The sequence below is a fragment of the Geodermatophilus sp. SYSU D01105 genome, from assembly GCF_054050095.1.
In genome coordinates, this window is the sequence record NZ_JBJGYR010000003.1 from 233721 (window position 1) to 260567 (window position 26847).

General features: G+C 74.5%; 26 protein-coding genes and 1 tRNA gene. 13 read left to right on the forward strand and 14 right to left on the reverse strand.

What is annotated here, in order from left to right; all coding sequences use genetic code 11:
• Positions 1 to 5 precede the first annotated feature (5 nt).
• From ACI79I_RS04150 to nth, 5 genes are all read right to left on the reverse strand, one after another.
• On the reverse strand, positions 6 to 1187 hold the full coding sequence (locus ACI79I_RS04150; RefSeq protein WP_456991004.1) for a MarP family serine protease: 1182 nt from the start codon (positions 1185 to 1187) through the stop codon (positions 6 to 8).
• Positions 1188 to 1190: 3 nt separating this feature from the next.
• On the reverse strand, positions 1191 to 1604 hold the full coding sequence (locus tag ACI79I_RS04155; RefSeq protein WP_456991005.1) for a plastocyanin/azurin family copper-binding protein: 414 nt from the start codon (positions 1602 to 1604) through the stop codon (positions 1191 to 1193).
• A gap of 128 nt (positions 1605 to 1732) precedes the next feature.
• Positions 1733 to 2488, reverse strand: a complete 756-nt coding sequence (locus ACI79I_RS04160) for an NUDIX hydrolase (protein ID WP_456991006.1) — start codon at positions 2486 to 2488, stop codon at positions 1733 to 1735.
• Positions 2485 to 3069 carry a TlpA family protein disulfide reductase gene (locus tag ACI79I_RS04165; protein ID WP_456991008.1) on the reverse strand — a complete coding sequence of 195 codons (585 nt, stop codon included), beginning with the start codon at positions 3067 to 3069 and terminating at the stop codon, positions 2485 to 2487. The genes ACI79I_RS04160 and ACI79I_RS04165 overlap by 4 nt, the downstream gene beginning before the upstream one ends.
• On the reverse strand, positions 3066 to 3851 hold the full coding sequence (gene nth, locus ACI79I_RS04170) for an endonuclease III (RefSeq protein ID WP_456991009.1): 786 nt from the start codon (positions 3849 to 3851) through the stop codon (positions 3066 to 3068). Before nth ends, ACI79I_RS04165 begins: the two co-directional genes overlap by 4 nt.
• Before the next feature lie 160 nt (positions 3852 to 4011).
• On the opposite strand from nth, the gene ACI79I_RS04175 reads away from it, so the two are divergent.
• Positions 4012 to 4254: a hypothetical protein gene (locus ACI79I_RS04175; protein ID WP_456991010.1), complete on the forward strand. Its 243-nt coding sequence runs from the start codon at positions 4012 to 4014 to the stop codon at positions 4252 to 4254.
• Positions 4255 to 4445: 191 nt separating this feature from the next.
• Positions 4446 to 5120 (forward strand): Crp/Fnr family transcriptional regulator, encoded by a 675-nt coding sequence (locus ACI79I_RS04180; RefSeq protein ID WP_456946539.1) that lies wholly within the window; start codon positions 4446 to 4448, stop codon positions 5118 to 5120.
• Positions 5121 to 5310: 190 nt separating this feature from the next.
• Here ACI79I_RS04180 and ACI79I_RS04185 read toward each other — a convergent pair whose 3' ends face one another.
• Genes ACI79I_RS04185 through ACI79I_RS04195 form a run of 3 tightly spaced genes read right to left on the reverse strand, consistent with a single transcriptional unit; the run spans position 5311 to position 6762 of the window.
• Positions 5311 to 6111, reverse strand: a complete 801-nt coding sequence (locus ACI79I_RS04185; protein WP_456991011.1) for an NUDIX hydrolase — start codon at positions 6109 to 6111, stop codon at positions 5311 to 5313.
• A complete protein-coding gene (locus ACI79I_RS04190; protein WP_456991013.1) occupies positions 6108 to 6581 on the reverse strand; it encodes a RidA family protein in 474 nt (157 codons plus the stop codon). The genes ACI79I_RS04185 and ACI79I_RS04190 overlap by 4 nt, the downstream gene beginning before the upstream one ends.
• A 7-nt stretch (positions 6582 to 6588) precedes the next feature.
• Positions 6589 to 6762 carry a hypothetical protein gene (locus ACI79I_RS04195; RefSeq protein WP_456921386.1) on the reverse strand — a complete coding sequence of 58 codons (174 nt, stop codon included), beginning with the start codon at positions 6760 to 6762 and terminating at the stop codon, positions 6589 to 6591.
• Positions 6763 to 6894: 132 nt separating this feature from the next.
• Between ACI79I_RS04195 and ACI79I_RS04200 the strand changes: the two genes are divergently transcribed.
• The 3 genes from ACI79I_RS04200 to ACI79I_RS04210 are packed head-to-tail and all read left to right on the forward strand — an operon-like array spanning position 6895 to position 11566.
• Positions 6895 to 7887, forward strand: coding sequence for an ArsA-related P-loop ATPase (locus tag ACI79I_RS04200; protein ID WP_456991014.1), 993 nt, complete (start codon positions 6895 to 6897; stop codon positions 7885 to 7887).
• Complete coding sequence (locus ACI79I_RS04205) at positions 7884 to 9137, forward strand: ArsA family ATPase (RefSeq protein WP_456991015.1); 1254 nt, start codon at positions 7884 to 7886, stop codon at positions 9135 to 9137. The genes ACI79I_RS04200 and ACI79I_RS04205 overlap by 4 nt, the downstream gene beginning before the upstream one ends.
• A gap of 41 nt (positions 9138 to 9178) precedes the next feature.
• On the forward strand, positions 9179 to 11566 hold the full coding sequence (locus tag ACI79I_RS04210; protein WP_456991016.1) for a penicillin-binding protein: 2388 nt from the start codon (positions 9179 to 9181) through the stop codon (positions 11564 to 11566).
• 76 nt (positions 11567 to 11642) lie between these two features.
• Here the strand turns inward: ACI79I_RS04210 and ACI79I_RS04215 are convergent, their stop codons facing one another.
• The 3 genes from ACI79I_RS04215 to ACI79I_RS04225 are packed head-to-tail and all read right to left on the reverse strand — an operon-like array spanning position 11643 to position 12903.
• A complete protein-coding gene (locus ACI79I_RS04215; protein WP_456991017.1) occupies positions 11643 to 12188 on the reverse strand; it encodes an endonuclease/exonuclease/phosphatase family protein in 546 nt (181 codons plus the stop codon).
• Positions 12149 to 12445 carry an endonuclease/exonuclease/phosphatase family protein gene (locus ACI79I_RS04220; protein ID WP_456991018.1) on the reverse strand — a complete coding sequence of 99 codons (297 nt, stop codon included), beginning with the start codon at positions 12443 to 12445 and terminating at the stop codon, positions 12149 to 12151. Before ACI79I_RS04220 ends, ACI79I_RS04215 begins: the two co-directional genes overlap by 40 nt.
• Before the next feature lie 5 nt (positions 12446 to 12450).
• The gene (locus ACI79I_RS04225) at positions 12451 to 12903 is read right to left on the reverse strand and encodes a GatB/YqeY domain-containing protein (RefSeq protein ID WP_456991019.1); all 453 of its coding nucleotides are present in this window, start codon (positions 12901 to 12903) and stop codon (positions 12451 to 12453) included.
• 54 nt (positions 12904 to 12957) lie between these two features.
• Here ACI79I_RS04225 and ACI79I_RS04230 point away from each other — a divergent pair, with 54 nt between their 5' ends.
• The 4 genes from ACI79I_RS04230 (at position 12958) to ACI79I_RS04245 (ending at position 16457) form a co-directional block, all read left to right on the forward strand.
• Positions 12958 to 13866 carry a metallophosphoesterase gene (locus tag ACI79I_RS04230; RefSeq protein ID WP_456991020.1) on the forward strand — a complete coding sequence of 303 codons (909 nt, stop codon included), beginning with the start codon at positions 12958 to 12960 and terminating at the stop codon, positions 13864 to 13866.
• Between the two features lie 31 nt (positions 13867 to 13897).
• Positions 13898 to 13974: transfer RNA gene (locus ACI79I_RS04235), tRNA-Pro, on the forward strand.
• A gap of 78 nt (positions 13975 to 14052) precedes the next feature.
• Entirely contained in the window at positions 14053 to 15375 is a 1323-nt protein-coding gene (locus ACI79I_RS04240) for a hemolysin family protein (RefSeq protein ID WP_456991021.1), read from the forward strand.
• The gene (locus tag ACI79I_RS04245; protein WP_456991022.1) at positions 15372 to 16457 is read left to right on the forward strand and encodes a hemolysin family protein; all 1086 of its coding nucleotides are present in this window, start codon (positions 15372 to 15374) and stop codon (positions 16455 to 16457) included. Before ACI79I_RS04240 ends, ACI79I_RS04245 begins: the two co-directional genes overlap by 4 nt.
• Before the next feature lie 48 nt (positions 16458 to 16505).
• Here the strand turns inward: ACI79I_RS04245 and ACI79I_RS04250 are convergent, their stop codons facing one another.
• On the reverse strand, positions 16506 to 17786 hold the full coding sequence (locus ACI79I_RS04250; protein WP_456991023.1) for an MFS transporter: 1281 nt from the start codon (positions 17784 to 17786) through the stop codon (positions 16506 to 16508).
• 162 nt (positions 17787 to 17948) lie between these two features.
• On the opposite strand from ACI79I_RS04250, the gene ACI79I_RS04255 reads away from it, so the two are divergent.
• Positions 17949 to 19838, forward strand: a complete 1890-nt coding sequence (locus ACI79I_RS04255; protein WP_456991024.1) for a prolyl oligopeptidase family serine peptidase — start codon at positions 17949 to 17951, stop codon at positions 19836 to 19838.
• 43 nt (positions 19839 to 19881) lie between these two features.
• On the opposite strand, the gene ACI79I_RS04260 is transcribed toward ACI79I_RS04255, so the two are convergent.
• Positions 19882 to 20934, reverse strand: a complete 1053-nt coding sequence (locus tag ACI79I_RS04260; protein WP_456991026.1) for an aspartate-semialdehyde dehydrogenase — start codon at positions 20932 to 20934, stop codon at positions 19882 to 19884.
• Positions 20931 to 22199, reverse strand: coding sequence for an aspartate kinase (locus tag ACI79I_RS04265; protein WP_456991028.1), 1269 nt, complete (start codon positions 22197 to 22199; stop codon positions 20931 to 20933). Before ACI79I_RS04265 ends, ACI79I_RS04260 begins: the two co-directional genes overlap by 4 nt.
• 74 nt (positions 22200 to 22273) lie before the next feature.
• Here ACI79I_RS04265 and ACI79I_RS04270 point away from each other — a divergent pair, with 74 nt between their 5' ends.
• The 3 genes from ACI79I_RS04270 to leuA all read left to right on the forward strand — a co-directional run bounded on the left by ACI79I_RS04270 (position 22274) and on the right by leuA (position 26802).
• A complete protein-coding gene (locus ACI79I_RS04270) occupies positions 22274 to 23866 on the forward strand; it encodes a phospholipase D family protein (protein ID WP_456991029.1) in 1593 nt (530 codons plus the stop codon).
• A gap of 380 nt (positions 23867 to 24246) precedes the next feature.
• On the forward strand, positions 24247 to 24882 hold the full coding sequence (locus ACI79I_RS04275) for a helix-turn-helix domain-containing protein (RefSeq protein WP_456991030.1): 636 nt from the start codon (positions 24247 to 24249) through the stop codon (positions 24880 to 24882).
• Positions 24883 to 25056: 174 nt separating this feature from the next.
• Positions 25057 to 26802, forward strand: coding sequence for a 2-isopropylmalate synthase (gene leuA / locus ACI79I_RS04280; RefSeq protein ID WP_456991031.1), 1746 nt, complete (start codon positions 25057 to 25059; stop codon positions 26800 to 26802).
• The last annotated feature ends 45 nt before the right edge of the window (positions 26803 to 26847 follow it).

Consider the following 26847-nt stretch of genomic DNA (forward strand, 5'->3'; position numbering starts at 1 on the left):
TCCTCCTACTCGCAGGCGCCGGTCGGGACCTCTGCCGTCGCGGTCGTCCCCGACTGCACCGCGTCGGCGACCTGGGCGTTGGTCAGGGCGTAGCCGGTCATCGGGTCGTCGATGGCCGAGGCGAACACGACCCCGAGGACGTGGCCCTCCCGGTCGAACAGCGGCCCACCGGAGTTCCCGGCCCGGACCTCGCCGTACAGCGCGTAGACGTCACGCACCACGGTCTGGGTGTCCCGGAAGTCGGGCCCGCTGATGTCCCGGCGGTCGCGCACCCGGGCCGGGCCGACGAACAGGTCGCCGCCGCCGGGGTACCCCATGATGATCGCGTCGGCGCCGGTGTCCACCGGACCGGGCGCGAAGGTCAGCGGCACCTGCGGCAGCCCGGGGACGGCGAGCACCGCGATGTCGGTCTCCTCGTCGACGTAGACAGGAGTGGCGTCGTACTCCTCCCCCTCCGCGGTGACCACCGGGTCGGGGACCCCGGCGAGCACGTGCGCGTTGGTCAGCACCCGCTGGGGTGCGTACACGAACCCGGAGCCGTCGATCTGCCGCGCGCACGACGGCGCGACGCCGCTGATCTGCACCACCGAGCCCTGCACCGAGGCCACCACCGGGCTGGCCAGCAGGGTCTGGTCCGGCGCCGGTACGTCCCGGGCCTGGGTCGGGGTGAGGGGGTCGAGGACGTCGGGCAGGCCGGGCCGGTCGATCGCCTCCCGCAGCGAGTCGTAGACCGCCCGAACGCCGTCGGGGACGCTGCGGTCGACCGCCTGCACCAGCGACGACTGCCGCACCTGGCCGGCCACCTCGGGGAACGGGGCGCTGGCCAGCGGGGAGGCCACCATCCACGCGACGAGCAGCACCGCCGCGGCCGAGACCACCGCGCCGGCGACCGAGTCGACCACCTTGGCCGGCTCCCAGGTCACCCGCGTGCGCACCGCGCGGCCGATGGCCCCGGCCACCAGCTGTCCCAGCAGCGCGCCGGCGAGGACGACGACCAGCGCCGCGAAGACCCGGGTGACCGGCGAGCCGTCCACCCGGTCGGCGACCGCGCCCGACAGCTGCGCGCCGAGCACCGCGCCGCCGAAGAAGCCGAGGAAGGACGTGGCCGAGATGATGAGCCCCTGCCGGAAACCGGAGAACGCGAACGCCAGCGCGAGCGCGATGATCACGAGGTCCACGATCGACATCGCCTAACCGCTCACCGTCATGGTGCCGACCTGGCCGAGCTGGGTGTGGAAGCTGCACTCGAAGCCGTAGTCGCCGGGCGCGGACACGGTGAACTCGATGGTGCGGCTCTCCCCCGGGGCCAGCAGCGGGATCTCCGGCTCGATCGCCGCGGGGCCCGCGCCCGGCGTGAAGCGGAAGTTGTGGGTGAGCTGCTCGGCCACGTTGACCACGGTCAGCCGCACCGGCCCCGGGGCGACGGTGAACCGGTCGGGGGTGAACACGTAGTCGTCCTGCGTCTGCAGGGTGACCTCCTGGACGCCGTCGGGCGCCGTGGTCACCGTGCCGACCGCGGGGCCCGCGGAGGACGAGGGCGCCGCCGCGCCGCCGTCCTCCCCACCGCCACACCCGGCGAGCAGGACCACTGCGGCAGCGACCACAGCGGCCTTCCTCCAGGGGCCCGCCGCGAGCCTCGCCCGGCCCTCCTGCAGGGTCCCGCCGCGAGCCTGCGGGTGCTGGGGGGGAGCAGGGAGGTCCTGCACGGGGGGCACGGAGGTCCTTCGGCCGCTCATCGCGGGGGAACCGTACGCGTCGGAGGCCCGTCCGGCGCGGGATCGGCGACCGTCGGCGCGGCGGCCTCCTCCTCCTCGGCGGGGTCGAACGTCCCCGGCAGCCGCGGCCGACGGACCCCGAGGACCGGCAGCGGGCGGACGTCGTCCTGGTCCCACGGCCGGGCCAGGCCCGCCGCCTCGAGGATCGCGTCGAGGAGCGCGCCGGTGAACCCCCACACGACCATGCCGGCGACGCCGAAGGCCGGGCCGACGTAGCCCGACGGGTGCCGGGTGCGGAACCGGTTGGCGGGGTCGGCCAGGTCGGCGAGCGGCACGCGGGCGACCCGCGCGACCTCCCGCGGGTCCCCGACGGCGACGTCCCGGGGGTCGTCCCACCAGGCCACGACCGGGACGACGAGGTTGTCCGACGGGCCGAGGAAGAGCTCCGGCAGGGTGGCCAGCACGCGGACGCCGTCGGGGTCGATCCCGGCCTCCTCCTCCGCCTCGCGCAGCGCGGTGCCGACCGGGTAGTCGTCGTCCGGGTCGGCCCCGCCGCCGGGGAACGCCGGCTGGCCGGCGTGCGTGCGCAGGTGCGCGGCCTTCTCGATGAGCAGGACGTCGGCGCCGCGCGGGCCCTCGCCGAACAGGATGAGCACCGCCGAGCGGCGGGCGGTGGCCGAGGGCCGGCCCATGCGGTGGCGCAGCGGCAGGTCGACCGATGCGTCGAGCAGCCGGTGGAGGTACTCGGGCAGGTCGTCGTCCCGCGGCGTCACAGGGTCACCCCCAGGTGCTCGGCCACCAGGCCCTCGAGCTCCTCGAGCGAGGTGACCGGGCGCAGCTGCAGGTGGGCGACCGAGCCGTCGGCCCGCAGGAGGTAGGTGTAGGGCAGGCCCCGCAGTCCCTGCTCGATGGCCAGCTCCCCCTCCGCGTCGACGCCGGTGGGCATGGTGATGCCCGCGTCGGCGGCGAAGGCCAGCCCGTTGCTCGCCGGGTCCTGGCTGACCAGCCCGACCACGCGCAGCCGGTCGCCGGCCTCGTCGGCGAGCTGCTGCACCAGCGGCAGCTCCTCCCGGCAGGGCCCGCACCAGCTGGCCCAGAGGTTGACCACCGTCGGCAGCCCCTGCGCCCGGCCGAGGGCCAGCTCGCCACCGCCCAGGCAGTCCACGGTCACGTCGGCGAGCACCTCGCCGCCGGACGCCGGCCGGTCGGGCTGCTGGGGACAGGGCGCGGTGGTGTTCTGCACCGGAGGCGCGGTCGGCGCGGCGGCGGCGTCCGGCTCGTCGGTCCCGCACCCGGCCAGCGCCGCCGCCAGCAGCACCAGCGCGGCGGCGGCTCCCCTGCCGCGGCCGCTCATTCGGTGTCGGAGGCGGCCGGGGTCTTCACCAGTCCCAGGGCGACCTCCGGGTCGGTCGGGCCGATGCCGTAGGACGGGCACCAGCGGGCCAGGCCGCACGCGCCACAGGCGGCCTTCTTGGCGTGGCAGACCCGCCGGCCGTGGAAGATCACCCGGTGGGAGAACATGGTCCACTCCCGCTTGGGGATCAGCTCCGCGACCTCGGCCTCGACCTTCACCGGGTCCTCCTGCGCCGTCCAGCCGAACCGCCGGACCAGCCGGCCGAAGTGGGTGTCCACGGTCAGCCCGGGGACGTCGAAGGCGTTGCCCAGGACGACGTTGGCCGTCTTCCGGCCGACCCCGGGCAGGGTGACCAGGTCCGCCAGCCGGCCGGGAACCTCGCCGTCGAAGCGCTCCACCAGGGCCCGGGCGAGCCCGAGCACCGAGTTGGCCTTGGCGCGGAAGAACCCGGTCGGCTTGAGGATCTCCTCCAGCTCGGCGCGGTCGGCACCGGCCAGGGCCACCGCGTCCGGGTACTTGGCGAACAGGGTCGGCGTGACGCGGTTGACCATCTTGTCGGTGGTCTGGGCCGACAGCACGGTGGCCACGAGCAGCTCGAAGGCGTTGGTGAAGTCGAGCTCGCAGTGGGCGTCGGGGTGGATCAGCGCCAGCTCCCGCGCCATCCGCCGGGCGCGGCGGGTGCGCGCCAGCGGCGTCTCCTCCGGGTCGAACGGCGCGCCACCGCGCGCGGCCGCGCGCCGCGCGTGCGGGGGGACGGGACGTGCGTAGGCGGGCGAGGACACGCGGTCGAGGGTAGGCGGATCCGCTGACGACTCCGGGCCCGTGCCATCATCGCAGCCGCCGCGGACCGGGCATCGGGCCGCAGGTGACGGGGTACACAGGAGTGCGCGCGGGTGCCGGTTGGGCCGGACCCGCCCCCGACGAGGACAGAGGAGGTACCGGGTGGTCGCCCTCATCGTCATCCTCTTCCCCCCGCTGCTCATCGCCTTCCTGCTGGTCATGGAACGGGTGGAGGAGCCACTGCGGCGCCCGACCGGGCCGCGCGAGGTCGCCGAGTTCCTCAACACCGCCAGCCCCGGCGAGGTGGACACGCTGGCCAACTCGGGGATCCGGCGCGCGATGGCCCGCTGGCGCCGGCGACGCAGGTCCCGGGTGCGCCGCGAGGCCGAGCCGCCCGTCGTCTGAGAGAGGACCCCGTCCTCGGAGGGCCGCCGCGGAGGCCGCCGTCACCCTTCGGGGGTGCCCACCTGCCCACTGATCGGGTGACCACGCGCACAGCCCCCTAGACTCACACCGGACAGCGCGGCGCGGACGCGCGCGCTGACGGGAGCCGCCGGCTGGCGGCACTCCCAGGTGGTCGTGCGAGAGGACGCGTAGTGGACGAGGTGCTGGCCCAGTCCGGGCTCTTCCAGGGGCAGTCGGAAGAGGCGGTGGAAACGGTCATCAGCCGCCTCGAGACCCTCACCCTGCCCCGGGGGCGGGTCGTGTTCAACGAGGGCGAGCCCGGCGACAGCCTCTACATCATCCTGTCGGGCAAGATCAAGCTGTCCCGGCGCTCGCCGGACGGGCGCGAGAACGTCCTGGCGGTCATGGGCCCGTCGGACCAGTTCGGCGAGCTGTCGGTCTTCGACCCCGGGCCGCGCACGGCGACGGCCACCGCCGTCACCGACGTCAAGCTGGCCCGGATGCCGCAGTCGGTGATCCGTCCGTGGATCGAGGCCCACCCGGAGATCGGCGAGCAGCTGCTGCGGGTGCTGGCCCGCCGCCTGCGGCGCACCAACGACTCGGTGGCCGACCTGATCTTCACCGACGTCCCCGGCCGCGTGGCCAAGGCGCTGCTGCAGATGGCCGACCGGTTCGGCAGCCGTGAGGGCGAGGGCCTGCGGGTCAAGCACGACCTCACCCAGGAGGAGCTGGCCCAGCTGGTCGGGGCCTCCCGCGAGACGGTGAACAAGGCGCTGGCCGACTTCGTGCACCGCGGCTGGATCCAGCTGCAGGGCAAGTCGGTCGTCGTCCTCGACGAGGAGCGCCTGCGCCGTCGCGCCCGCTGAGACCTGCTGCGCGAGAGGCCCCGGGACCGGATGGGTCCCGGGGCCTCCCGCGCACCCGGCGTCCACCGACCTCGCCCCGTGGTCGCCGACCGCGCGGTGTACCGCGCGGTCGGCGACCAGACGGCCTGGATGGACCGCCGGCGGGACGGCTCGGCTCAGCGCAGTGATCGGCCTCGATGCAGGGGCCGGGTCACGAGGGAAGCGGCACGACCAGCCGGATCCGCGTGCCGTCGGGCAGCACCGCCCAGCGGCCGTCCGGCTCGTCCTCGAACGTCGGGCTGATCGGGTGCAGCGGCTCCGGCGGTGAGCCGGCCAGCACCGCCGCCACGTCGGCGAAGGGTCGGAGCTGGCCGAGGGTGTGGATCGTGGGCGGGAGCATGGGCCGGGTGCCGGCCGACAGCTCGGCCAGCGCGGCGGCCGGGGTGAGCCAGCTCGCCTCGTCGGCCTCGCCGGTGACGTGCCGCGCCTCCTGGCCGACCGGCAGCGCGGCGGCGAAGAACTTGGTGTCGTAGCGGCGCGGCTCGTCCGGCGGGGTGATCCAGTGCGCGAACGGGCGCAGCAGGTCCGAGCGCAGCGCCAGGCCGCGGTCGGCGAGCAGTTCGGCCAGGGACAGCTCACGGGTCAGCAGGGCCTGCCGCTGGGCCTCCCAGTCGTCCCCGGAGACGTCCGGGACCACCCCGACCCCGTCGGCGCCGTCGGGGGACCCGGCCAGCAGGACCCCGGCCTCCTCGAAGGTCTCCCGGACGGCGGCGCACACCAGCTCGCGGGCGGTGCGCTCGTCGCAGCCGAACGCCGTCGCCCACTGCGCCGGGGACGGGCCCACCCAGGCGGTCCGGACGTCGGCGTCCCGCGGGTCGACGCCGCCGCCGGGATAGGCGGTCATCCCCCCGGCGAAGGGCATCCCGCGGGTGCGGCGCAGCAGGTAGACCTCGAGTCCCGAGGTGCCGTCCCGCAGCAACAGGACGGTGGCCGCCTGCCGGGGTCCGGTCACCTCAGCTCGACGGTGAGCTCGACCTCGACGGGCGCGCCCAGCGGGAGCTCGGCCACACCGACGGCGCTGCGTGCGTGCCGGCCGGCCTCGCCGAACACCCGTCCGAGGAGCTCGCTGGCGCCGTTGACCACCCGCGGCTGCCCGGTGAAGCCCTCGGCGCTCGCGACGTAGCCGACGACCCGCACCACCCGGGCCACCGAGTCCAGCCCCACGAGCTCGTCGATCGCGGCCAGCGCGTTGAGGCAGGCCACCTTCGCGTCGTGGGCGGCGTCCTCGGGGTCGACCGACCCGCCGACCTTGCCGGTGCGGCGCAGCCCGCCGTCGACGAACGGCAGCTGACCGGACGTGTACACCAGCGAGCCGCTGCGGACGGCGGGGACGTAGGCCGCCACCGGGGCGGCGACCGGCGGCAGCCGGATGCCCAGCTCGGCCAACCGGGCGTGCCAGCTCTGGGTCTGCGGCGGAGTCACGGCGAGCTCAGCCCAGGGGGCGCTTGAGGTAGGCCACCGGCTGCTCGGCGCCGGCGGGGCCGGGGAGCACGGTGACCAGCTCCCACCCGTCGACGCCCCAGGAGTCGAGGATCGCCTTGGTGTTGTGGATCAGCAGCGGGATGGTGGCGTACTCCCACCGCACGCGGGCCGGTTCGCTCATGGGCGCGACGCTAGCGCAGTGAGAGGACCCCCCTGCCCCCCGCCGCGAACGAGCTCGCGGCGGGGGCCAGGGGGGCCGCGCTGCTCGCGGGTGCGGGAGCCCGGAGGACGGTGGCCTCCTAGGCTGGTTCCCGTGAGCCCCGAACCCTTCCCCGTGCGCTGTCACGTCGTGACCGGGAAGGGCGGGACGGGCAAGACCACCGTCGCGGCCGCCCTCGCGCTGGCGCTGGCCGCCGACGGCCGCCAGGTGCTGCTGGTCGAGACCGAGGGCCGGCAGGGCATCGCCCAGCTGTTCGACACCCCGCCGCTGCCCTACGAGGAGCGGAGGGTGGCCGTCGCCCGCGGCGGTGGCGAGGTGAAGGCCCTGGCGATCGACGTCGAGGAGGCGCTCCTCGAGTACCTGGAGATGTTCTACAACCTCAAGCGGGCCGGCCGGGCGCTGCGCAAGATGGGCGCCATCGACTTCGCCACCACCATCGCGCCGGGCCTGCGCGACGTGCTGCTCACCGGGAAGATCAAGGAGGCGGTCACCCGGCGCCGCGACGGGAAGCGGGTGTACGACGCCGTCGTCGTCGACGCCCCGCCGACGGGCCGGATCACCCGGTTCCTCAACGTGACCGGGGAGATGGCCGGCCTGGCCCGCTCCGGCCCGATCAAGACACAGAGCGACGGGGTGATGGCGGTGCTCAAGTCGCCGCAGACGGCGGTGCACCTGGTGACCCTGCTCGAGGACATGCCGGTCCAGGAGACCGCCGACGCGATCGCCGAGCTCACCGCGACCGGGCTGCCGGTCGGGTCGGTGATCGTCAACATGGCGACCGAGCCGCTGCTGCCCGAGGAGGACCTGCTGCGCGCCGCCGAGGGCCGGCTCACCGGCACCGAGCTCGCCCCGGCCCTCGCCGCCGCCCACGTGCACGACGGTCCCGAGGTCGCCGACGCGCTGGCCGCCGAGGCCATCGACCACGCCCGGCGCTGGGCCGCCCAGGACGAGTTGCGCGACGAGGTGGAGGCACTGGACCGGCCCACGGTGGAGCTGCCGCTGCTGCCCGGCCCGATCGACCTCGGGGCCCTCTTCGAGCTCGCCGGGCGGCTCGAGGAGCACCTCCGGACGGCGGTGGCGGCGTGACCCAGACGGCGCCCCCGACAGGTGAGCGGCACCGGCACCCGCGTCCGGCGGCGCCACCTCCGCCGCAGGCCCTCCCGCTGGAGCTGGAGGAGCTCATCGAGGACCCGGCGACCCGGATCGTCGTCTGCTGCGGGGCGGGCGGCGTGGGCAAGACGACGACGTCGGCGGCGCTGGCCCTGGCCGCGGCCGAGGCCGGGCGCACCGTCGTCGTCCTCACCATCGACCCGGCGCGGCGGCTGGCCCAGTCCCTCGGCCTGGTCGAGCTGGACAACGAGCCGCGGCAGGTCGACGTCCCGGCGGCCAAGGGCGAGCTGCACGCGATGATGCTGGACATGAAGCGCACGTTCGACGACATCGTGTGCGCGCACTCGACGCCCGAGCGGGCCGAGCAGATCCTCTCCAACCCCTTCTACCAGGCCCTGTCGTCCTCCTTCGCCGGCACGCAGGAGTACATGGCGATGGAGAAGCTCGGCCAGCTGCGCGCCAGCGAGCAGTGGGACCTCATCGTCGTCGACACCCCGCCGTCGCGGTCGGCGCTGGACTTCCTCGACGCGCCCAACCGGATGAGCCGCTTCCTCGACGGCACCATGATCCGGCTGCTGACCGCGCCGGCCCGCGCCGGCGGGCGGGCCGGGATGCGCCTGGTGGGCGCCGGGTTCCTGGTGTTCAGCCGGATCATCAGCAAGGTGCTCGGCGGGCAGCTGCTGCGCGACATCTCCGCGTTCGTCTCGGCGCTGGACACCATGTTCGGCGGCTTCCGCGAGCGGGCCACGGCCACCTACGAGCTGCTGCGCCGGCCGGGCACCTGGTTCGTGGTCGTCGCGACGCCCGAGCCCGACGCGCTGCGCGAGGCCTCCTACTTCGTCGACCGGCTCTCGGCCGAGCAGATGCCCCTCGCCGGGCTGGTGCTCAACCGCACCCACCCGCCGGCGACGACGGTGCTGACCGCGACCCGCGCCGACGGTGCCGCCGAGGAGGTGCTCGAGGCCGGCGGGGAGGCCGCCGAGCTGGCCGCCGGCGCGCTGCGCGTGCACGCCGACCGGATGACCGTCGCCGCCCGGGAGCAGCGGCTGGCCGACCGGTTCACCAGCGCCCACCCGGAGGTCGCCGTCCGCACGGTGCCGGCGGCCGCCGGCGACGTGCACGACCTCGACGGGCTGCGCGGGATGGCCGACGCACTGACCGGCCCGGACGACGACACGCCGACGGGCGTGCCCCGGACACGCGTCCTCCCCGCGCGCCGTCGCTGACGGCGACGTCTGGAGCGCGCGGCACCGTACATTGGCTCGCGATGTCTCCCGCCGCCTCCCCCCGCGCCCGGGTCCTCGCGAAGCTCGCCGCGACGATCGTGCTCGCCGGTGCCCTGGTCGCCGGCATGATGCTGCCCTTCGTGGGCGGCTCGGGCCTGGTCGCCCGCAACTCCGCCTCGCTGCTGGACGCCCTGCCCGTCGAGCTCACCGACCAGGCCCCCGCGGGCAACACCCGCGTGCTGGCCGCCGACGGCTCGCTGATCACCTACTTCTACCGGGACAACCGCACCCCGGTGGAGTCCGACCAGATCGCCGACGTGATGAAGCAGGCGCTGGTCGACATCGAGGACTCACGCTTCTACCAGCACAACGGCCTCGACGTGCAGGGCACGCTGCGGGCGCTGGCGACCAACCTGGCGGCGGGCGCGGTGCGCGAGGGCGGGTCGACGCTGACCCAGCAGCTGGTCAAGCAGACCCTGGTGCAGACGGCCACCACGCCCGAGGAGCGGACGGCGGCGACCGAGGAGAGCGTGGGCCGCAAGCTCAAGGAGGCGCGGCTGGCGCTCGCCCTCGAGGAGGAGTACGACAAGGACGAGATCCTCACCCGCTACCTCAACATCGTGTACTTCGGGCAGGGCGCCTACGGCATCCAGGCCGCCGCCCAGAAGTACTTCAGCGTCAACGCCGCCGACCTCACCCTGCCGCAGGCGGCGATGCTGGCCGGCCTCGTGCAGAGCCCGACCAACGACGACCCGATCACCAACCCGGAGAACGCCCAGGTCCGCCGCAACCAGGTGCTGCAGCGGATGCTCGACCTCGGCCACATCGACCAGGCACAGTTCGACCAGATCTCCCCCACGCCGGTCGAGGTCCACCCGGGCACCTCCCCGCCCAACGGGTGCATCGACGCCGCCGTCGGCGCGTTCTTCTGCGACTACCTCTACGGCTACCTGCGGGGGACGCTGGGGCTCAGCGAGGACGAGATCAAGAACGGCGGCTGGACGATCCAGACGACGCTGCGGCCGGACATGCAGGTCGCCGGCGACCAGGCGGTGCTCAACACCCTGGCGATGGGCGACGAGCTGGTCGGCACCTACACGGCCGTGGAACCGGGCACCGGCCACGTGCTGGCGATGGCGAACAACCGCCGCTACGGCTGCAACGACCCCGACTGCGAGTCGGTGAACTTCAACGTGGTGCCCAGCAAGGGCTCGGGCTCCACCTTCAAGGTGTTCACCGCCGCGGCCGCACTCGAGCAGGGCTACTCGAAGTACTACACGATCTCGACGGGCAGCCGGTACGTCTCCCGGGTGTACCGGGACGGCGCGGGCTACTACGACATCGGCAACGCCGGCAGCGGGTACCCGGGCACCCTGGACATGACCAAGGCCCTCTACATGTCCTCCAACACCTACTTCCTGGCGCTGGAGGACCGGCTCGGGTCCGTCGAGGGCCCGGTGCGGATGGCCGAGCGGATGGGCATGCACTTCGACGGCGCGAACCAGTGGCCGGCCGACACGATCATCGCGGAGAACCGGGGCTCGTTCACCTTCGGCACCGACGCGGTCAGCCCGCTCGACCTGGCCAGCGCCTACTCCACGCTGGCCGCGAGCGGCACGCAGTGCGACCCGAAGCCGGTGACCCAGATCCTCGACGTCAACGGCGAGCCGCTCACCGGCGACGACGGCGAGCCCGTCGTCAAGGACGACAACTGCACGCCGGAGGCGATCCCGCCGGGCGTGGCGAACACCCTCAACCAGATGCTGCGCGGTGACGTCGAGCCGGGGCACCCGGGCCAGACCGCCAGCCGCGCCTACGTCCCGGGCCACCAGATCGCCGGCAAGACCGGGACGATCAACAACAACGCGTCGGTGGCCTTCGTCGGCTACACGCCCGAGTACACCGCCAGCGTGATGGTGTTCAACTCGGCGGCCGACCGCAGCGTCGGTGGCTTCGGTGGCGGCAAGGGGGCCACCATCTGGCACGACGCGATGGCCCCGATCCTGAGCAACCAGCCGGCGGCGGAGTTCCCGCCGGAGGACCCGGTCGTGGCCAACGGCAACACCCGCCAGGTGCCCTCCTGCACGTCGGTGAGCACCTGCCGCTCGGCGCTGCAGGGGGCCGGGCTGCGCGCCACCGTCAGCGAGGTGGACAGCAGCGAGCCCGAGGGTGCCGTCGTCGGCACCAGCCCCGGCGCCGGCAGCCGGGTCACCAACGGCGAGACCGTGGCCATCCTGGTGAGCAACGGCTCCGAGGTCGCCGAGGAGGAGTCGGAGGCCCCGGCCGACGGCGGCGACGAGAGCGCCGACGACGGGGACGGCGGAGGCGACCGCAACGGGGACGGCGACGGCGACGGCGACGAGGCCGACCGCGGCAACCGCGGCGACGGCCGAGGCGACGGAGGCGACGGAGGCGACGGGGAGAACTGAGCACGGGCCCCGTCCCAGCGCTGGCCCCGGTGACCGGACCCCCGGTTCCCGGGGCCGTGTGCTGTCCGGGGCGGCGTCAGGGCCCGTCGGCCCAGCGCAGGTCGCAGACGACCGCCCGGTGGTCCGAGGGAGCCACCCCGTCCACGGGGTCCCCGGCCAGCACCGCCGCGTCGACGACCACCCGCCCGCCGGCCCGTCCCGGCCGCACGAGGACGTGGTCGATCCGCTTGCCGGCCTGCGCCGGCCCGGACTCCTCCGGTGCGGTGACCGCTCCCGGGTCCCCGCTGCCGGCGGTCCACGCGTCGGTGAGGACGGCGGCCAGCGGGCGCAGCACCGGGTCCGCCACGGCCGCGTCGAGGTCGCCGGCCACGACCACCGGCAGCGGGCCGTCCAGCGCCGGGTCGGTGGCCAGCTCGGCGAGGGCCCGGGCCTGGGCGGTGCGGTCCTCGTCGCGAGCCGGGTCGTACTCCAGGCAGGCCACGAGCACGTGCAGCGGCCCGGCGGGGTGGGCCCCCGTCGCCTGCAGCGCCACCGGGGCCCGTGCCCTCCCCCGGGCCGGCGTCGGCACGCGGCGGGTGGCGGTCACCGGCCACCGGCTGAGCAGCCCGACGCCCAGCGCCACGTCCGCGAGCTCCGGGGCCGGGGCGCGTCCTCGGGGAGCGGGTAGGAGGGCTCGGCGAACGCGGCGGAGAGCCCGAGGGCCCGCGCCAGCTCGTGCGCCTGGCTGGCCTCCGCCGTCCCCCACACCTCCTGCAGGGCGACCACGTCGGCGTCGACCGCGCGGAGGGTGTGCAGCAGCGCGTCCTGACGCTCGGGCCAGCGGTCCCCGAAGCGCCACCAGACGTTCCAGGTGGCCACCCGCACCCGCCCGGCCGCCATCGCGGTCAGCCCAGCTGGCGGCGGACCTCGGCGGCCACCCGGCCGCCCTCGGCGCGGCCGGCGACCTCGGCCTGCACCGCACCCATGACCCGGCCCATGTCCTTCATGCTGCTGGCCCCGGTGCGGGTGACCACGTCGGCCACCAGCGCGGCCAGGTCGGCGTCCTCGAGCTGGGCGGGCAGGTAGCCGGCGACGACGTCCCCCTCGGCGCGCTCCCGGTCGGCCTGCTCTCCGCGGCCCGCGGCGGCGAACGCCTCGGCGGCCTCGCGGCGCTTCTTGGCCTCCCGGCGGAGCACGGCCTGCACCTCGTCGTCGCCGAGCTCGCGGGCCTCCTTGCCGGCCACCTCCTCCGCGCTCACGGCGGCCAGCACCATCCGCAGGGTCGCGGTGCGGAGCTCGTCGCGGTTCTTCATCGCGGTGGTCAGGTCGGCGCGCAGCTGTTCCTTGAGGTCGGACACCCGTCCAGCCTGGCACGGCGGGTCCCGGCCCGGCGCTGCGTACCCTGGGCTGCCGTGCGCGCTCCCACCGTCCTGGCCTCGCTCGCCGCCTCGGGCGCCGCAGGGCTCGCCTACGCCTCCCTGTACGAGCGCACCAGGTGGACCCTGCGCCGCTTCGACGTCCCGGTGCTGCCGCCGGGCGCGGCGCCGCTGCGGGTCCTGCACCTGTCGGACCTGCACATGACCGCGGCCCAGCGGTCGAAGCAGGAGTGGGTGGCCTCGCTGGCCGAGCTGGAGCCGGACCTGGTGGTGGACACCGGGGACAACCTGGCCGGCGCCGACGCCGTCCCGGGGACGCTGCGGGCCCTCGAGCCGCTGCTGGACCGGCCGGGCGCCTTCGTGCCCGGCAGCAACGACTACTACGCGCCGCGGCCGAAGAACCCGCTGAAGTACTTCAAGCGCGACCACAAGCGGGTGCACGGCGACCCGCTGCCCTGGCCGGACCTGCGGGACGGCATGGCCGGCCGCGGGTGGGTGGACCTCACCAACGCCCGGGGCGAGCTGACCGTCGGCGGACGGCGGATCGTCCTCGCCGGCGTCGACGACTCGCACATCCGGCGGGACCGCTACGACCGCGTCGCCGGGCCCGCGGACCCGACCGCCGACCTGCGGATCGGGCTGGCCCACTCCCCCGAGCCCCGCGTGCTCGACCGGTTCGCCGCCGACGGCTACGACCTGCTGCTGTGCGGCCACACCCACGGCGGCCAGCTGCGGGTGCCCTTCTACGGCGCGTTGGTGACCAACTGCGGCATCGACCGCGACCGGGTCCGGTGGCTGCACCGCTGGGCGGAGCCGTCGGCCGCGCACCCGAACGGGACGTGGCTGCACGTGTCCGCGGGCCTGGGCACCAGCCCCTACGCGCCGGTCCGGTTCGCCTGCCCGCCGGAGGCGACGCTGCTCACCCTGACCGCCCGTCAGGGCTGAGGAGGGCGTCGGTTAGACTCGACGCGTACCTCGGGGTGTGGCGCAGCTTGGTAGCGCGCGTCGTTCGGGACGACGAGGTCGCAGGTTCAAATCCTGTCACCCCGACCAGTGCTCAGGGGCCGCCGCGAGGCGGCCCCTGAGTCGTTCCGGGGTTGACCCGATCGCCGAGCGGGCACCGGGGTCGCGATGACCGAGTGGCTGCTCCTCCTCGCCGCCGTGGCGCTGACCGCGCTCACCGGTTTCTTCGTGGCCGCCGAGTTCTCCCTGACCACGGTCGACCGCGGCCGGGCCGAGGAGGCGGCGCGCGCCGGGGACCGCCGCGCCCGTGGGGTGGTGGCGGCCCTGCGGTCGCTGTCCACCCAGCTCTCGGCCGCCCAGCTGGGCATCACGATCACCACGCTCGTCGTCGGCTACCTCGCCGAGCCGGCCCTCGGCCAGCTGCTGCGCGGCCCCCTGGAGTCGCTGGGCCTGCCCGGCGGGCTCGTCACCGGGCTCTCCTACGGCCTGGCCCTGGCGCTGGCCACCACGCTGCAGATGCTGCTCGGCGAGCTGGGCCCGAAGAACCTGGCCATCGCCGACCCGATGGCCGTGGCCGGTGCCGTGGCCCCCGGCATGCGGGCGTTCACCCGGGTCTCCGGGCCGGTGGTGAACGGGCTGCAGCGGGTCGCCAACGCGATCGTGCGGCGGCTGGGGATCGAGCCGCGGGAGGAGCTGGAGTCCGCCCGCGACGCCGAGGAGCTCGCCGCCGTCGCGCGCCGCTCGGCCGAGGAGGGCGACCTCTCCCCCGTCGCGGCCCGGCTGCTCCAGCGGTCCCTGGCTCTGCGGCAGAAGTACGCCACCGACGTCATGACGCCGCGCACCCGGCTGTGGAGCCTCCCGGCCGACGCCACAGCGGACGACGTCATCGCGGCCGCCGTCGCGTCGGGCAACTCCCGCTTCCCGGTGTACGGCGCGGACCTCGACCAGGTGACCGGCGTCGTCCACGTCAAGCACGCGGTCGCCGTCCCGGAGGCCGAGCGGAGCACCCGGACCGCCGGCGAGCTGGCCGCCCCGGTGCTCGCCGTCCCGTCGTCGCTGCAGCTGGAGCGCCTGCTGGACCTGCTGCGCGAGCAGGGGCTGCAGATGGCCCTCGTCGTCGACGAGTGGGGCGCCACCCACGGCGTGGTGACGCTGGAGGACATCGTGGAGGAGCTGGTCGGGGAGATCGCCGACGAGACCGACCGGCCGCTGCGCACCCTCCGCCGCGCCGACGACGACACGTGGCTGCTCTCCGGGCTGCTGCGCCCGGACGAGGTCCGCGAGCGCACCGAGGTGCCCGTGCCCGAGGGCCGCTACGAGACGCTGGCCGGCTTCCTCGCCGAGCGCCTGCAACGGCTGCCCGCGGTCGGCGACACCGTCGAGCTGGAGGGCGCCCGGCTGACCGTGGAGTCGCTCGACGGACGGCGGGTGGCGCGGGTGCGCGCCGAGCGGGTCGAGGTCCCGGCCGCCGAGGAGGTGGCCGCGGCGTGAGCGACGTCCTCAGCCTGCTGGTCCTCATCGCGCTGCTGCTGGGCAACGCCTTCTTCGTGGCCGCGGAGTTCGCGCTGGTCTCGGCGCGGGTCGACCAGATCGAGCCGCGGGCCGACGCGGGCTCACCGCGGGCGCGCCGCACCCTGGCCGCCATGCGCAACGTGTCGCAGATGATGGCCGGCGCGCAGCTGGGCATCACGCTGTGCTCGCTGGGCCTCGGTGCGGTCGGCGAGCCGGCGGTGGCGCACCTGATCGAGGCGCCGATGGCGGCACTCGGCGTCCCGGAGGGGCTGCTGCACCCGATCGCCCTGGTCATCGCGCTCTCGATCGTGACCGTGCTGCACATGGTGCTCGGCGAGATGGTGCCCAAGAACGTCACGATCGCCGGCCCCGACCGCGCCGCCCTGGCCCTCGGACCGCCGCTGGCCGCCTTCGTCCGGGTGCTGCGCCCGGTCATCTGGTTCTTCAACACCGTGGCCAACGCCTTCGTCCGGCTCTTCGGCGTGCAGCCCACCGACGAGGTGGCCGCCAGCTTCGACGAGGCCGAGATCCGGTCGATGGTGACCCAGTCCCGCCGTGAGGGGCTGCTGGGCAGCGAGGTCAGCGAACTGGCCGCCGGGGCGCTCACCTTCGAGCAGCACGCCGTCGAGTCGGTGCTGCTGCCGCTGGAGCAGGTGGTCACCGTGCCGCGGTCGGCGACCCCGCGGCAGCTGGAGGCGGTGGTCGCCGAGCACGGGTTCAGCCGCTACCCCGTCCGCGGGGACGACGGCGCGCTGCTCGGCTACGTGCACGTCAAGGACGTCCTCGGCCTGGACCCCGCCGCGCGCGACCGGCCGGTCGACGACGCGCACGTCACCCCGCTGGTGCCCCTGGCACCCGGGTCGGCGCTGCCCGACGTGCTCTCCGAGATGCGCGTCCAGGGTGCGCACCTGGGCCGGGTGGACCGGGACGGTGCGACGGTCGGCGTGGTCGCCCTCGAGGACGTCCTGGAGCAGCTCATCGGCGACGTCCGGGACGCCGCCGTGGACCACCCCGGGGTCGGCGCCGGAGCGGGTGCGGGCGCCGGGGCGGGCGGACGGTGACGACGGCGCCGGACCCCCGCGGGGCCCGGCGCCGTCGTCACCGTCCGGTCAGCGGCGGGCGAGCCGGGGAGGGAGCACCATGCGCCGGCGGTCGACCAGCGGCAGCGCCGCGAGGCCGAGGACGGGCAGCAGGGTGAGCTGGACCAGGCCGGCGCCGTCCCACCCCAGGCCCGCGACCAGGCGGGCGAAGAGGAGCCCGGAGAACGCCGCCGCGACGTAGTAGGTGAGCATGAACAGTCCCGCCCCACGGCCCACGTGCTCGGGCCGGACGGCGCGCTGCATGGCCGTCGTGCAGTTGGTGAACAGCACGCCGCTGGCGAAGGTCCCCATGAGGAAGGCCAGCACGTACTGCGCGGCCGGGCCGTCGGCGAACCGGTAGGCCAGCAGGGCGGTGACCGCCGAGCCGACGAAACCGACGGCCAGCAGGAGGCGCTGGTCGTACCGGTCGGCGAGCCACCCCACCGGCAGCGCGGTCATGGCCCCGAACCCGACCAGGGACGCGGCGAGGGCGGCCTGGGGCGGCGCGAACCCGAGCTCCTCCTGCAGGAAGGTCGGGTACAGCCCCAGGAAGCCGTAGAAGACCAGACCGGAGACGGCCGAGGCGATGCCCAGGCCCAGCGTGCCGCGGTTGTACGGGCTGGCCGGCACGTGGTCGTAGGAGGTCCGGTCGGCGGTGCCGGCGCGGCCGGCGACGGCCTCGCTCATGGCGCGCGGCACGGCCACGGCGAGCACCGCGGCCATGACCAGGCCGGCGGCGCCGAACACGTAGAAGGGCGCGCGCCAGCTGTCGGAGGCGGTGGCGAAGGCCTGGCCGACCACCGGCCCCAGGAAGACGCCGAGTCCGAACGCCACGCCGATGAACCCGGCGGCGACGGCGCGGCGGTGGAAGAAGAACGCACCGATGACCGCGTAGATGGCCGTGGCCTGGACCCCCTCGCCGACGCCGGAGACCAGCCGGTAGACGGCCATGTCACCGAAGCCGACCGACAGCGGGATCGCCAGGGTCCCCAGCGAGTACACGACGACGCTGACGACCACGATCATCTTCCGCGAGAGCCGGTCGAGCAGGTACCCGGCGGGGACCCCGGTCAGCGCGATGCCCAGGGTGAACCCGGTCGCGAGGAGCCCGGACTGGTCCAGCGAGAACCCGAAGTCCTCGCGGATCTGCGGCAGCAGGGGGTAGAAGACCTGCCGGTCCATCGCGTTGAGCATGTACGAGAGGCAGAGGACGGCGAACCCGACGGCGATCGCTGCTGCGGACAGTCGGCCGTCCTCGTGCGACGCCGCGTCGCCCGCCGCCGACGTGCTCCTCCGGGTGGACTGGGACATGTGCGCTCCTGTCGACACACGAGGCGTGTCCGCTGTGCGGACAGCCGTCCGATGGTGCGCGTCCATGGTGTGCGTCACATGGCCACCGCGTCAACCGGCGGCCGGGACCGGGCTCCCGGAGGCGGCGTCCCCACCGCCGTCCCGCCCGGGGAAGATGGACCGGTGAGTGCCGAGCCCGCTGCGCCGTCCGACCCTCCCACCACCCCCGGGGCCGACGACCCCCGGCCCGGCGTCCTGACCCCCGAGACCCCGACGCCCTTCGCCGCGGCCCTCCCTCCGGAGGTGACCGCCCGCTGGCAGGCCCGGTTCCGCGCGCCGCGGGTGAGCCTGCCCGACTGGGCCCGCGACGCCCCGCACCGCTGCCTGTACTCCTCTGACGTGAGCGGCGTGGTCGAGCAGTACGCCTGGGACCGGACGACCGACGCCCACCGGCAGGCCACCGACCGGGCCAACGGCACCCTCATCGGCACGATCAGCCCCGACGGCGAGACCATCTGGTGGTTCGCCGACACCGACGGGGACGAGTTCGGCGTCTGGATGGTGCAGCCCTTCGCCGGCGGCGACGACCGCGTGGCCCTCCCCGAGGTGGGCCCGGCCTACCCGGCGGGGCTGGAGGTCGGCCGCTCCGTCGTCGCGGTGGGCCGGTCCACCGACGACGGCTCCGAGTTGTGGGTCGCGCCTGTCGGCGGCGCGCCGCGGGTGGTCTACCGGCACGAGGACCCGGCCTCGGTCGACGCCCTGGCCCACGACGAGGACCTGCTGGTCATCTCGCACTCCGAGCACGGCGACCCCCGCTACCCGGCGCTGCGCGTGCTGCGGACCGACACCACCACCGAGGACGCGCCCGCGGTCGTCGCGGAGAAGTGGGACGGCGAGGGCCGCGGCCTGCACGCCCTGGAGTTCGCCCCGCTGCCCGGCGACCGGCGGCTGCTGGTCGGCCACGAGCGCCGGGGCCGCGAGGAGCTGCTCGTCTGGGACGTCGGCCGCGACACCGAGACCGAGATCGTGCTGGACCTGCCGGGGGACGTGACCGCCGGCTGGTACCCGGACGGCTCGGCCCTGCTGGTCGTGCACGACCACGCCGCCCGCAGCGAGCTGTACCGCTACGACCTGGCCACCGGCACCCTGGAGCGGCTGGACACCCCGACCGGTGTCGTCCGCGGGGCCACCGCTCGCCCGGACGGCACCGTGGAGCTGGCCTGGTCCAACGCCGAGCTGCCGCCGGTGATCCGCCGCGCCGACGGGCCGGTCGTGCTGGCCGCGCCCGGTGAGGAGCCGCCGGCGGCCTACCCGGTGGAGGACCGCTGGGTGCCCGGGCCGGGGGGCGACATCCACGCGCTGGTGGTGCGGCCGCCCGGACCGGCGCCGTACGCCACGGCCTTCCTCGTGCACGGCGGCCCGGAGGCGGCCGACGACGACTCCTACCGGGCGCGCCGCGCGGCCTACGTCGACGCCGGGTACGCCGTCGTCCACGTCAACTACCGCGGCTCGACCGGCTACGGCAGCGCCTGGCGGGACGCGCTCACCGGCCGCCCCGGGCTGACCGAGCTCGAGGACGTCGCCGCCGTGTACGACGCGCTGGTCGAGGAGGGCGTCGTCGACCCGGCCCGGGCTCTGCTGTCGGGTGGGTCGTGGGGCGGGTTCCTCACCCTGCTCGGGCTCGGCACGCAACCGGAGCGCTGGGCGGCCGGCATCGCGGAGGTGCCGGTGGCCGACTACCTGGCCGCCTACGAGGACGAGATGGAGGGCCTGCGGGCCTACGACCGGGCGCTGTTCGGCGGCTCACCGGACGAGGTGCGCGACGTGTACGTGCGCTCCTCGCCGATCACCTACGTGGACGCGGTCCGCGCACCGGTGCTCGTGGTGGCCGGCGCCAACGACCCGCGCTGCCCGATCCGGCAGATCGAGAACTACCTGGGTGAGCTGGAGCGGCTGGGCAAGCGGCACGAGGTGTACCGGTTCGACGCCGGCCACGGCTCGCTGGTCATCGAGGAGACCATCCGCCAGGTCGAGGTGGCGCTGTCCTTCGCCCTCCGCACCGTGCAGCCGTGAGCGGAGTGTGGGAGTGCAGGAGACCTGCACTCCCACACTCCGTTCAGCGGGAGTCCAGGACCAGCTCGGCGATCTGGACGGTGTTGAGCGCCGCACCCTTGCGCAGGTTGTCGTTGCTCACGAACAGCGCCAGCCCCCGACCGTCGTCCACGCCCGGGTCCTGCCGGATGCGCCCGACGTAGCTCGGGTCCTGCCCGGCGGCCTGCTGCGGGTTCGGGACGGCGGTCAGCTCCACGCCCGGCGCCCCGGTCAGGAGCTCGGTGGCCCGCTCCACCGACAGTGGCCGGGCGAACTCGACGTTCAGTGACAGCGAGTGCCCGGTGAAGACCGGCACGCGGACGCAGGTTCCCGACACCCGCAGCTCGGGGATCTCGAGGATCTTGCGGCTCTCGTTGCGGAGCTTCTGCTCCTCGTCGGTCTCGAACGTGCCGTCGTCCACCAGGGACCCGGCCATCGGCAGCACGTTGAAGGCGATCGGCCTCACGTACTTGACCGGCTCGGGGAAGGTCACCGCCGCGCCGTCGTGGGTGAGCTCGGCGGCCTTGTCGACGACCGCCTTGACCTGGGTGTCGAGCTCCTCGACGCCGGCCAGGCCGCTGCCCGAGACCGCCTGGTAGGTGCTGGCGACGATGCGCACCAGCTGCGCCTCGTCGTGCAGCGGCTTGAGCACCGGCATCGCGGCCATGGTGGTGCAGTTCGGGTTGGCGATGATGCCCTTGCGCATCTCGCCCAGCGCGTGCGGGTTGACCTCGGCGACGATCAGCGGGACGTCGGGGTCGCGCCGCCACGCGGAGCTGTTGTCGATCACGGTGACGCCGGCCTCGGCGAACCGCGGCGCCTGCACCCGCGAGGTGGAGGCACCGGCGGAGAACAGCGCGACGTCCAGCCCGGTCGGGTCCGCGGTCGCGGCGTCCTCGACGGTGATCTCGCCGCTCCCCCACGGCAGGGTGCTGCCGGCGGAGCGGGCGGAGGCGAAGAAGCGCAGCTCGCTGATCGGGAAGTCCCGTTCGGCGAGGATCTGGCGCATCACGCCACCGACCTGGCCGGTGGCGCCGACGATCCCGACCCGGAGTCCGTCGTTGCTGAAGAGGCTCATCGTCCGGTCCCTCCGTAGACGACCGCCTCGGCCTCCTCGGTGCCGAGGTCGAAGGCGTCGTGCACCGCGCGGACGGCGAGGTCGACGTCGGTGTCGCGGCACACCACGGAGATGCGGATCTCCGAGGTGCTGATCAGCTCGAGGTTGACCCCCGCGTCGGCGAGCGCACCGAAGAACCGCGCCGAGACGCCGGGGTGCGAGCGCATCCCGGCGCCGACCAGGGAGACCTTGCCGATGTGCTGGTCGAAGCGGGTGTCGGTGTAGCCGACGGTGTGCTTGACCCTCTCCAGCGCCGCCAGCGCGGCCGGCCCGTCGCTCTTGGGGAGGGTGAAGGAGATGTCGGCGAGCTTGCTGGCCTCGGCCGACACGTTCTGCACGATCATGTCGATGTTGATCTCCGCGTCGGCCAGCACCCGGAAGATCTGCGCCGCCTCACCCGGGCGGTCGGGCACCCCGTAGACGGTGATCTTCCCCTCGGAGCGGTCGTGCGCGACGCCGGTGATGATGGCCTGTTCCACCGTGAGGTCCTCCATCGAGCCGGTCACGATCGTGCCGGGGAGCTGGGAGTAGGAGCTGCGGACGTGCACCGGGATGCCGTAGCGGCGGGCGTACTCGACGCAGCGGAGCATGAGCACCTTCGCCCCGGAGGCGGCGAGCTCGAGCATCTCCTCGTACGTCACGGTGTCCAGCCGCCGGGCGTTCGGGACGATCCGCGGGTCGGCGGTGAAGACGCCGTCGACGTCGGTGTAGATCTCGCAGACGTCGGCCTGCAGCGCGGCGGCGACGGCCACGGCCGTGGTGTCCGACCCGCCGCGACCCAGGGTGGTGACGTCCTTGGTGTCCTGGCTGACGCCCTGGAACCCGGCGACGATCACGACCGACCCCTCGTCGAGGGCGTCGCGCAGCCGGCCGGGCGTGACGTCGATGATCCGCGCCTTGCCGTGGCTGGAGGTGGTGATCACCCCGGCCTGGGAGCCGGTGAACGACCGCGCCTCGTACCCGTGGGTGCTGATCGCGATGGCCAGCAGGGCCATGGAGATGCGTTCACCGGCGGTGAGCAGCATGTCCAGCTCGCGACCGGGCGGGTCGTCGGTGATCTGGGCTGCCTGGTCGAGCAGCTCGTCGGTCGTGTCACCCATGGCGGAGACCACGACGACGACGTCGTTGCCGTCCTTCTTGGCCGCCACGATGCGCTCGGCGACGCGCTTGATGTGCGCGGCGGAGGCGACGGAGGAGCCGCCGTACTTCTGGACGACGAGGGCCACGGGTCCACAGGCTACCGACGTGCCCCGCGCGGCCCGTGCTTGCGTCCCCCAGGACGGGACGATGTGATCACCAGGTGGACGATCCGGAGCGCTGGCTGCTGACGGCCGAGGAGCGCGGGAACCCGGCCACGAGCCTCCCGGCCTACACCGAGGGCAACCTGGCCGTCCCGCTGGTGCACGGCGCCACCTACTTCGACCGGCTCGTCGAGTGCGTCGAGGCCCTCGACGAGGGCGACCACCTGTTCTTCACCGACTGGCGTGGTGACCCCGACGAGCAGCTGCGTCCCGGCGGCCCGACCGTCGCCCAGCTGTTCACCGAGGCGGTCCGCCGCGGTGTCACCGTGCGCGGGCTGGTGTGGCGCTCCCACATGGACCGCGCGTCGTTCAGCAAGGAGGAGAACCGGGCGCTCGACGCGGAGATCGAGCACGGCGGCGGCGAGGTCATCCTCGACCAGCGGGTGCGCCGAGGCGGCAGCCACCACCAGAAGTTCGTCGTCCTCCGGCACGACCAGGACCCGACCCGCGACGTCGCCTTCATCGGCGGCATCGACCTGTGCCACGGCCGCCGGGACGACGCCGACCACCGCGGGGACCCGCAGCCGCTCCCGATGGCCGCCGCCTACGGGCCGCGGCCGCCGTGGCACGACGTGCAGCTGATGGTGCGCGGGCCGGCGGTCGGCGTGCTCGACACCGTCTTCCGCGAGCGGTGGGAGGACCCGAACAACGCCGACACCGACCACCCGATCGCCTGGGTGCGCGACAAGCTCCACCACGCCCGCCTGGAGGGCGACCCGCTGCCGCCGCAGCTGCCGCCGCCGCCTGCGATGGGCCCCCACCTGGTGCAGAACCTGCGGACCTACCCGGCGATCCGCCCGCCCTACCGCTTCGCCCCTCGGGGTGAGCGCTCGATCGCCCGGGGCTACTCCAAGGCGATCAAGCGGGCCCGCCGGCTGGTCTACCTCGAGGACCAGTACATGTGGTCGGGGGAGGTCGCCCGCCTGTTCGCCGAGGCGCTGGCCGACAACCCGCAGCTGCACCTGGTCGTGGTGGTCCCGCGGGTGCCCGACCAGGACGGCGCGGTCGCCCAGCGGTCGCAGTACGTCGGCCGGTGGCAGGCGCTGGAGATGTGCCGGCGGGCGGGGCGCAACCGGGTGCACGTCTTCGACGTGGAGAACCACGAGGGGACGCCGGTCTACGTGCACGCCAAGGTCTGCGTCGTCGACGACACGTGGGCCAGCGTGGGCAGTGACAACTTCAACCGCCGGTCGTGGACCCACGACAGCGAGCTCTCCTCCGCCGTCCTCGACACCACGCGCGACCCCCGGGAGCCGCGCGACCCGGCCGGCACCGGCGACGGCGCCCGCACCTTCGCCCGCGACCTGCGCCTGGTGCTGGCCCGCGAGCACCTCGACCGCGCGTCCGACGGCAGCGAGGACGCCGACCTGCTCGACCCCGACGCGTTCGTGAGGGCGCTGGAGTCGTCGGCGGCCGCGCTGGAGGACTGGCACGCCGGTGGACGACGCGGCCCCCGGCCCCCCGGGCGGCTGCGCCCGCACCGGACCGAACGGCTCTCGCTGCCCACCCGCCTGTGGGCCACTCCGGTCTACCGGCTGCTCGACGACCCCGACGGCCGCCCCTGGCGGATGCGCGCGGCCAAGCGCTTCTGACCCGCCGCCGATCCCGCGGCGACGCCCGTCGCGGCGCCGGTCACCCGGGGTGGGCAGAGGTACCCCGACCGCCCCCTCCCAGCCGCCCCGACCACCTCTGCGCGGGAGCTCGTGCTCTGCACACCCACCGCGGGCAGAGCACGAAGCCGGAGCCTCCACGAGGACCTGCGCGGGAGCTCGTGCTCTGCGTACCGATCGCAGGCAGAGCACGAGCTCCCCGGGGTGCACATGCCCGCCTCGGCCGCACGTGGCCCGCCCCGGCCGCACGTGGCCCGCCCCGGCCGCACGTGGCCCGCCTCGGCCGGTCCACAGGACCACCGGACGTCCACAGATGCCCCCGGACCTCGCAGGGCGAGCGCCGCCGCCACCACGCTCGCGACGTGGCCGAGCTCGACCTCCCGGGGATGCTGCGGCGCATCCGTCGGCGGGCGGACCTCTCGCAGCGCGAGCTGGCCCAGGCGTGCGGGGTGTCCGCCGCCGTGGTCTCCCACGCCGAGGCCGGCCGTCGCGGCGTGACGGCCGGCTTGTTGGCGCGCGCCGCCGAGGTCGCCGGGCTGCGGCTGGTGCTGGTGGACGGGGAGGGCCGAGAGGTGGCGGGCATGGACGCCGACGCCGTGCGCGACACGGCGGGCCGGCTGTACCCGGCCCACCTCGACACCCGGTACTCCGACGAGGGCTGGTGGCACGACGAGCACCGGTACAGCCGAGGGCGGGTCTGGTACACGTTCGACCGCGACCGACGCCGGCGCGACGCCCGCCGCGACCGCACCGGCACGCCGGACGACCACCAGCTCCCCCGGGCCGGCGACGCGCCGTGGGAGCGCGCCGAGGCCCGACGTCTGGCGCGGTGGCGGGAGCGGGAGGCCGAGCGGCAGCGGAGGTTCCTCGCCGGCCGGCTGAACGGCGTCGACGGCTGCTTCGAGTGCACCTGTCCGCCCCGCTGCGACGAGCTCGACGACGGCACCGGTACGCCTGTCCACGCACCCGACTGCGCGTGTGGCTGCGACCTGGCTTGACGCGCTGCTACCGTGGGGGCGTGCGCGGCAGCCTCCTGCTTACCCGCCGCGGCGAGGCCCTCTCCTAGGTCGGCCCCCTCGCCGCGGAGACCTGCCGTGACCGAGAGCGTCCCCGGCGCCTGCTGACCGCCCCACCGGAGCTGAGTCCAGCCCGCGCCAGAGGAGCGAACCCCCGTGAGCAGGAACATGAGCGAGAACCACCCGCACGTCCGGCACCCGCAGCAGCCCTCGGGCATGCCGATCCACCGCTACGCGCCCTTCACCCCGGTCGTGCTGCCCGACCGCACCTGGCCGGACACCGTCACCACCGTGGCCCCTCGCTGGTGCGCGGTCGACCTCCGGGACGGCAACCAGGCGCTGATCGACCCGATGACGCCGGACCGCAAGCGGCGGATGTTCGAGCTGCTGGTGCGGATGGGCTACAAGGAGATCGAGGTCGGCTTCCCGGCGGCCAGCCAGACCGACTTCGACTTCGTCCGCCAGCTCATCGAGGACGACCTGGTACCCGACGACGTCACGATCCAGGTGCTGACCCAGGCCCGCGACGAGCTGATCGAGCGGACCTACGAGTCCCTGCGCGGCGCCAAGCAGGCGATCGTCCACCTGTACAACTCGACGTCCACGCTGCAGCGGCGGGTGGTGTTCGGCTCCGACCGCGCGGGCATCGTCGACATCGCCGTCCACGGAGCGCAGGTGGTCCGCAAGCTGGCCGAGCAGATGACCGGGACCGACATCTCCTTCGAGTACTCGCCGGAGTCCTTCACCGGCACCGAGCTGGACTTCGCCGTCGAGGTCTGCAACGCGGTCACCGACGTCTGGGAGCCGACCCCCGACCGGCCCACGATCATCAACCTGCCGGCGACGGTCGAGATGGCCGAGCCCACCGTCTACGCCGACCAGATCGAGTGGATGCACCGCAACCTGGGCCGGCGCGACGCCGTCGTCCTGAGCCTGCACCCACACAACGACCGCGGCACCGCCGTAGCCGCCGCCGAGCTGGGCTACCGCGCCGGCGCCGACCGCATCGAGGGCTGCCTGTTCGGCAACGGCGAGCGGACCGGCAACGTCGACCTGGTCACCCTGGGCCTGAACCTGTTCAGCCAGGGCATCGACCCGCAGATCGACTTCTCCGACATCGACGAGATCCGCCGCACGGTCGAGTACTGCAACCAGATCGGCGTGCACGAGCGGCACCCCTACGGCGGCGACCTGGTCTACACCGCCTTCTCCGGCTCCCACCAGGACGCCATCAACAAGGGGTTCAAGGCGCTGGAGGCCGACGCACGAGCGGCCGAGAAGCCCGTCGAGGACATGCCCTGGGCCGTGCCGTACCTGCCGATCGACCCCAAGGACGTCGGTCGCAGCTACGAGGCCGTGATCCGGGTGAACAGCCAGTCCGGCAAGGGCGGCGTCGCCTACATCATGAAGACCGAGAACCACCTGGACCTGCCCCGGCGGCTGCAGATCGAGTTCAGCGCGGTCGTCCAGCGGCACACCGACGACGAGGGCGGCGAGGTCACCGCCCAGCAGATGTGGACGGCGTTCTCCAGCGAGTACCTGCCCGACCCCGACGCCCCGTGGGGCCGCTTCTCGCTGGCCGGCCACCGGCACCAGGCGCACGGCGCCCAGGTGGACGAGATGTCGGTGGAGCTGGTCGACAACGGCGTCCCGGTCACCGTCGAGGGCCGGGGCAACGGGCCGATCGCGGCCTTCGTCGACGCGCTGAAGGGCCTGGACGTCGACGTCCGGGTGCTGGACTACGCCGAGCACGCCATGAGCGCCGGCGGTGACGCCAAGGCCGCCGCCTACGTCGAGTGCGCCGTGGGCGACCGGGTGCTGTGGGGCGTGGGCATCGACCCGAACATCGTCACCGCGTCGCTGCGCGCGGTCGTCTCGGCGGTGAACCGGGCACAGCGGTAGGAAGTCGGGTGCGGGTGCCGTCGTGGCACCCGCACCCGAGCCCAC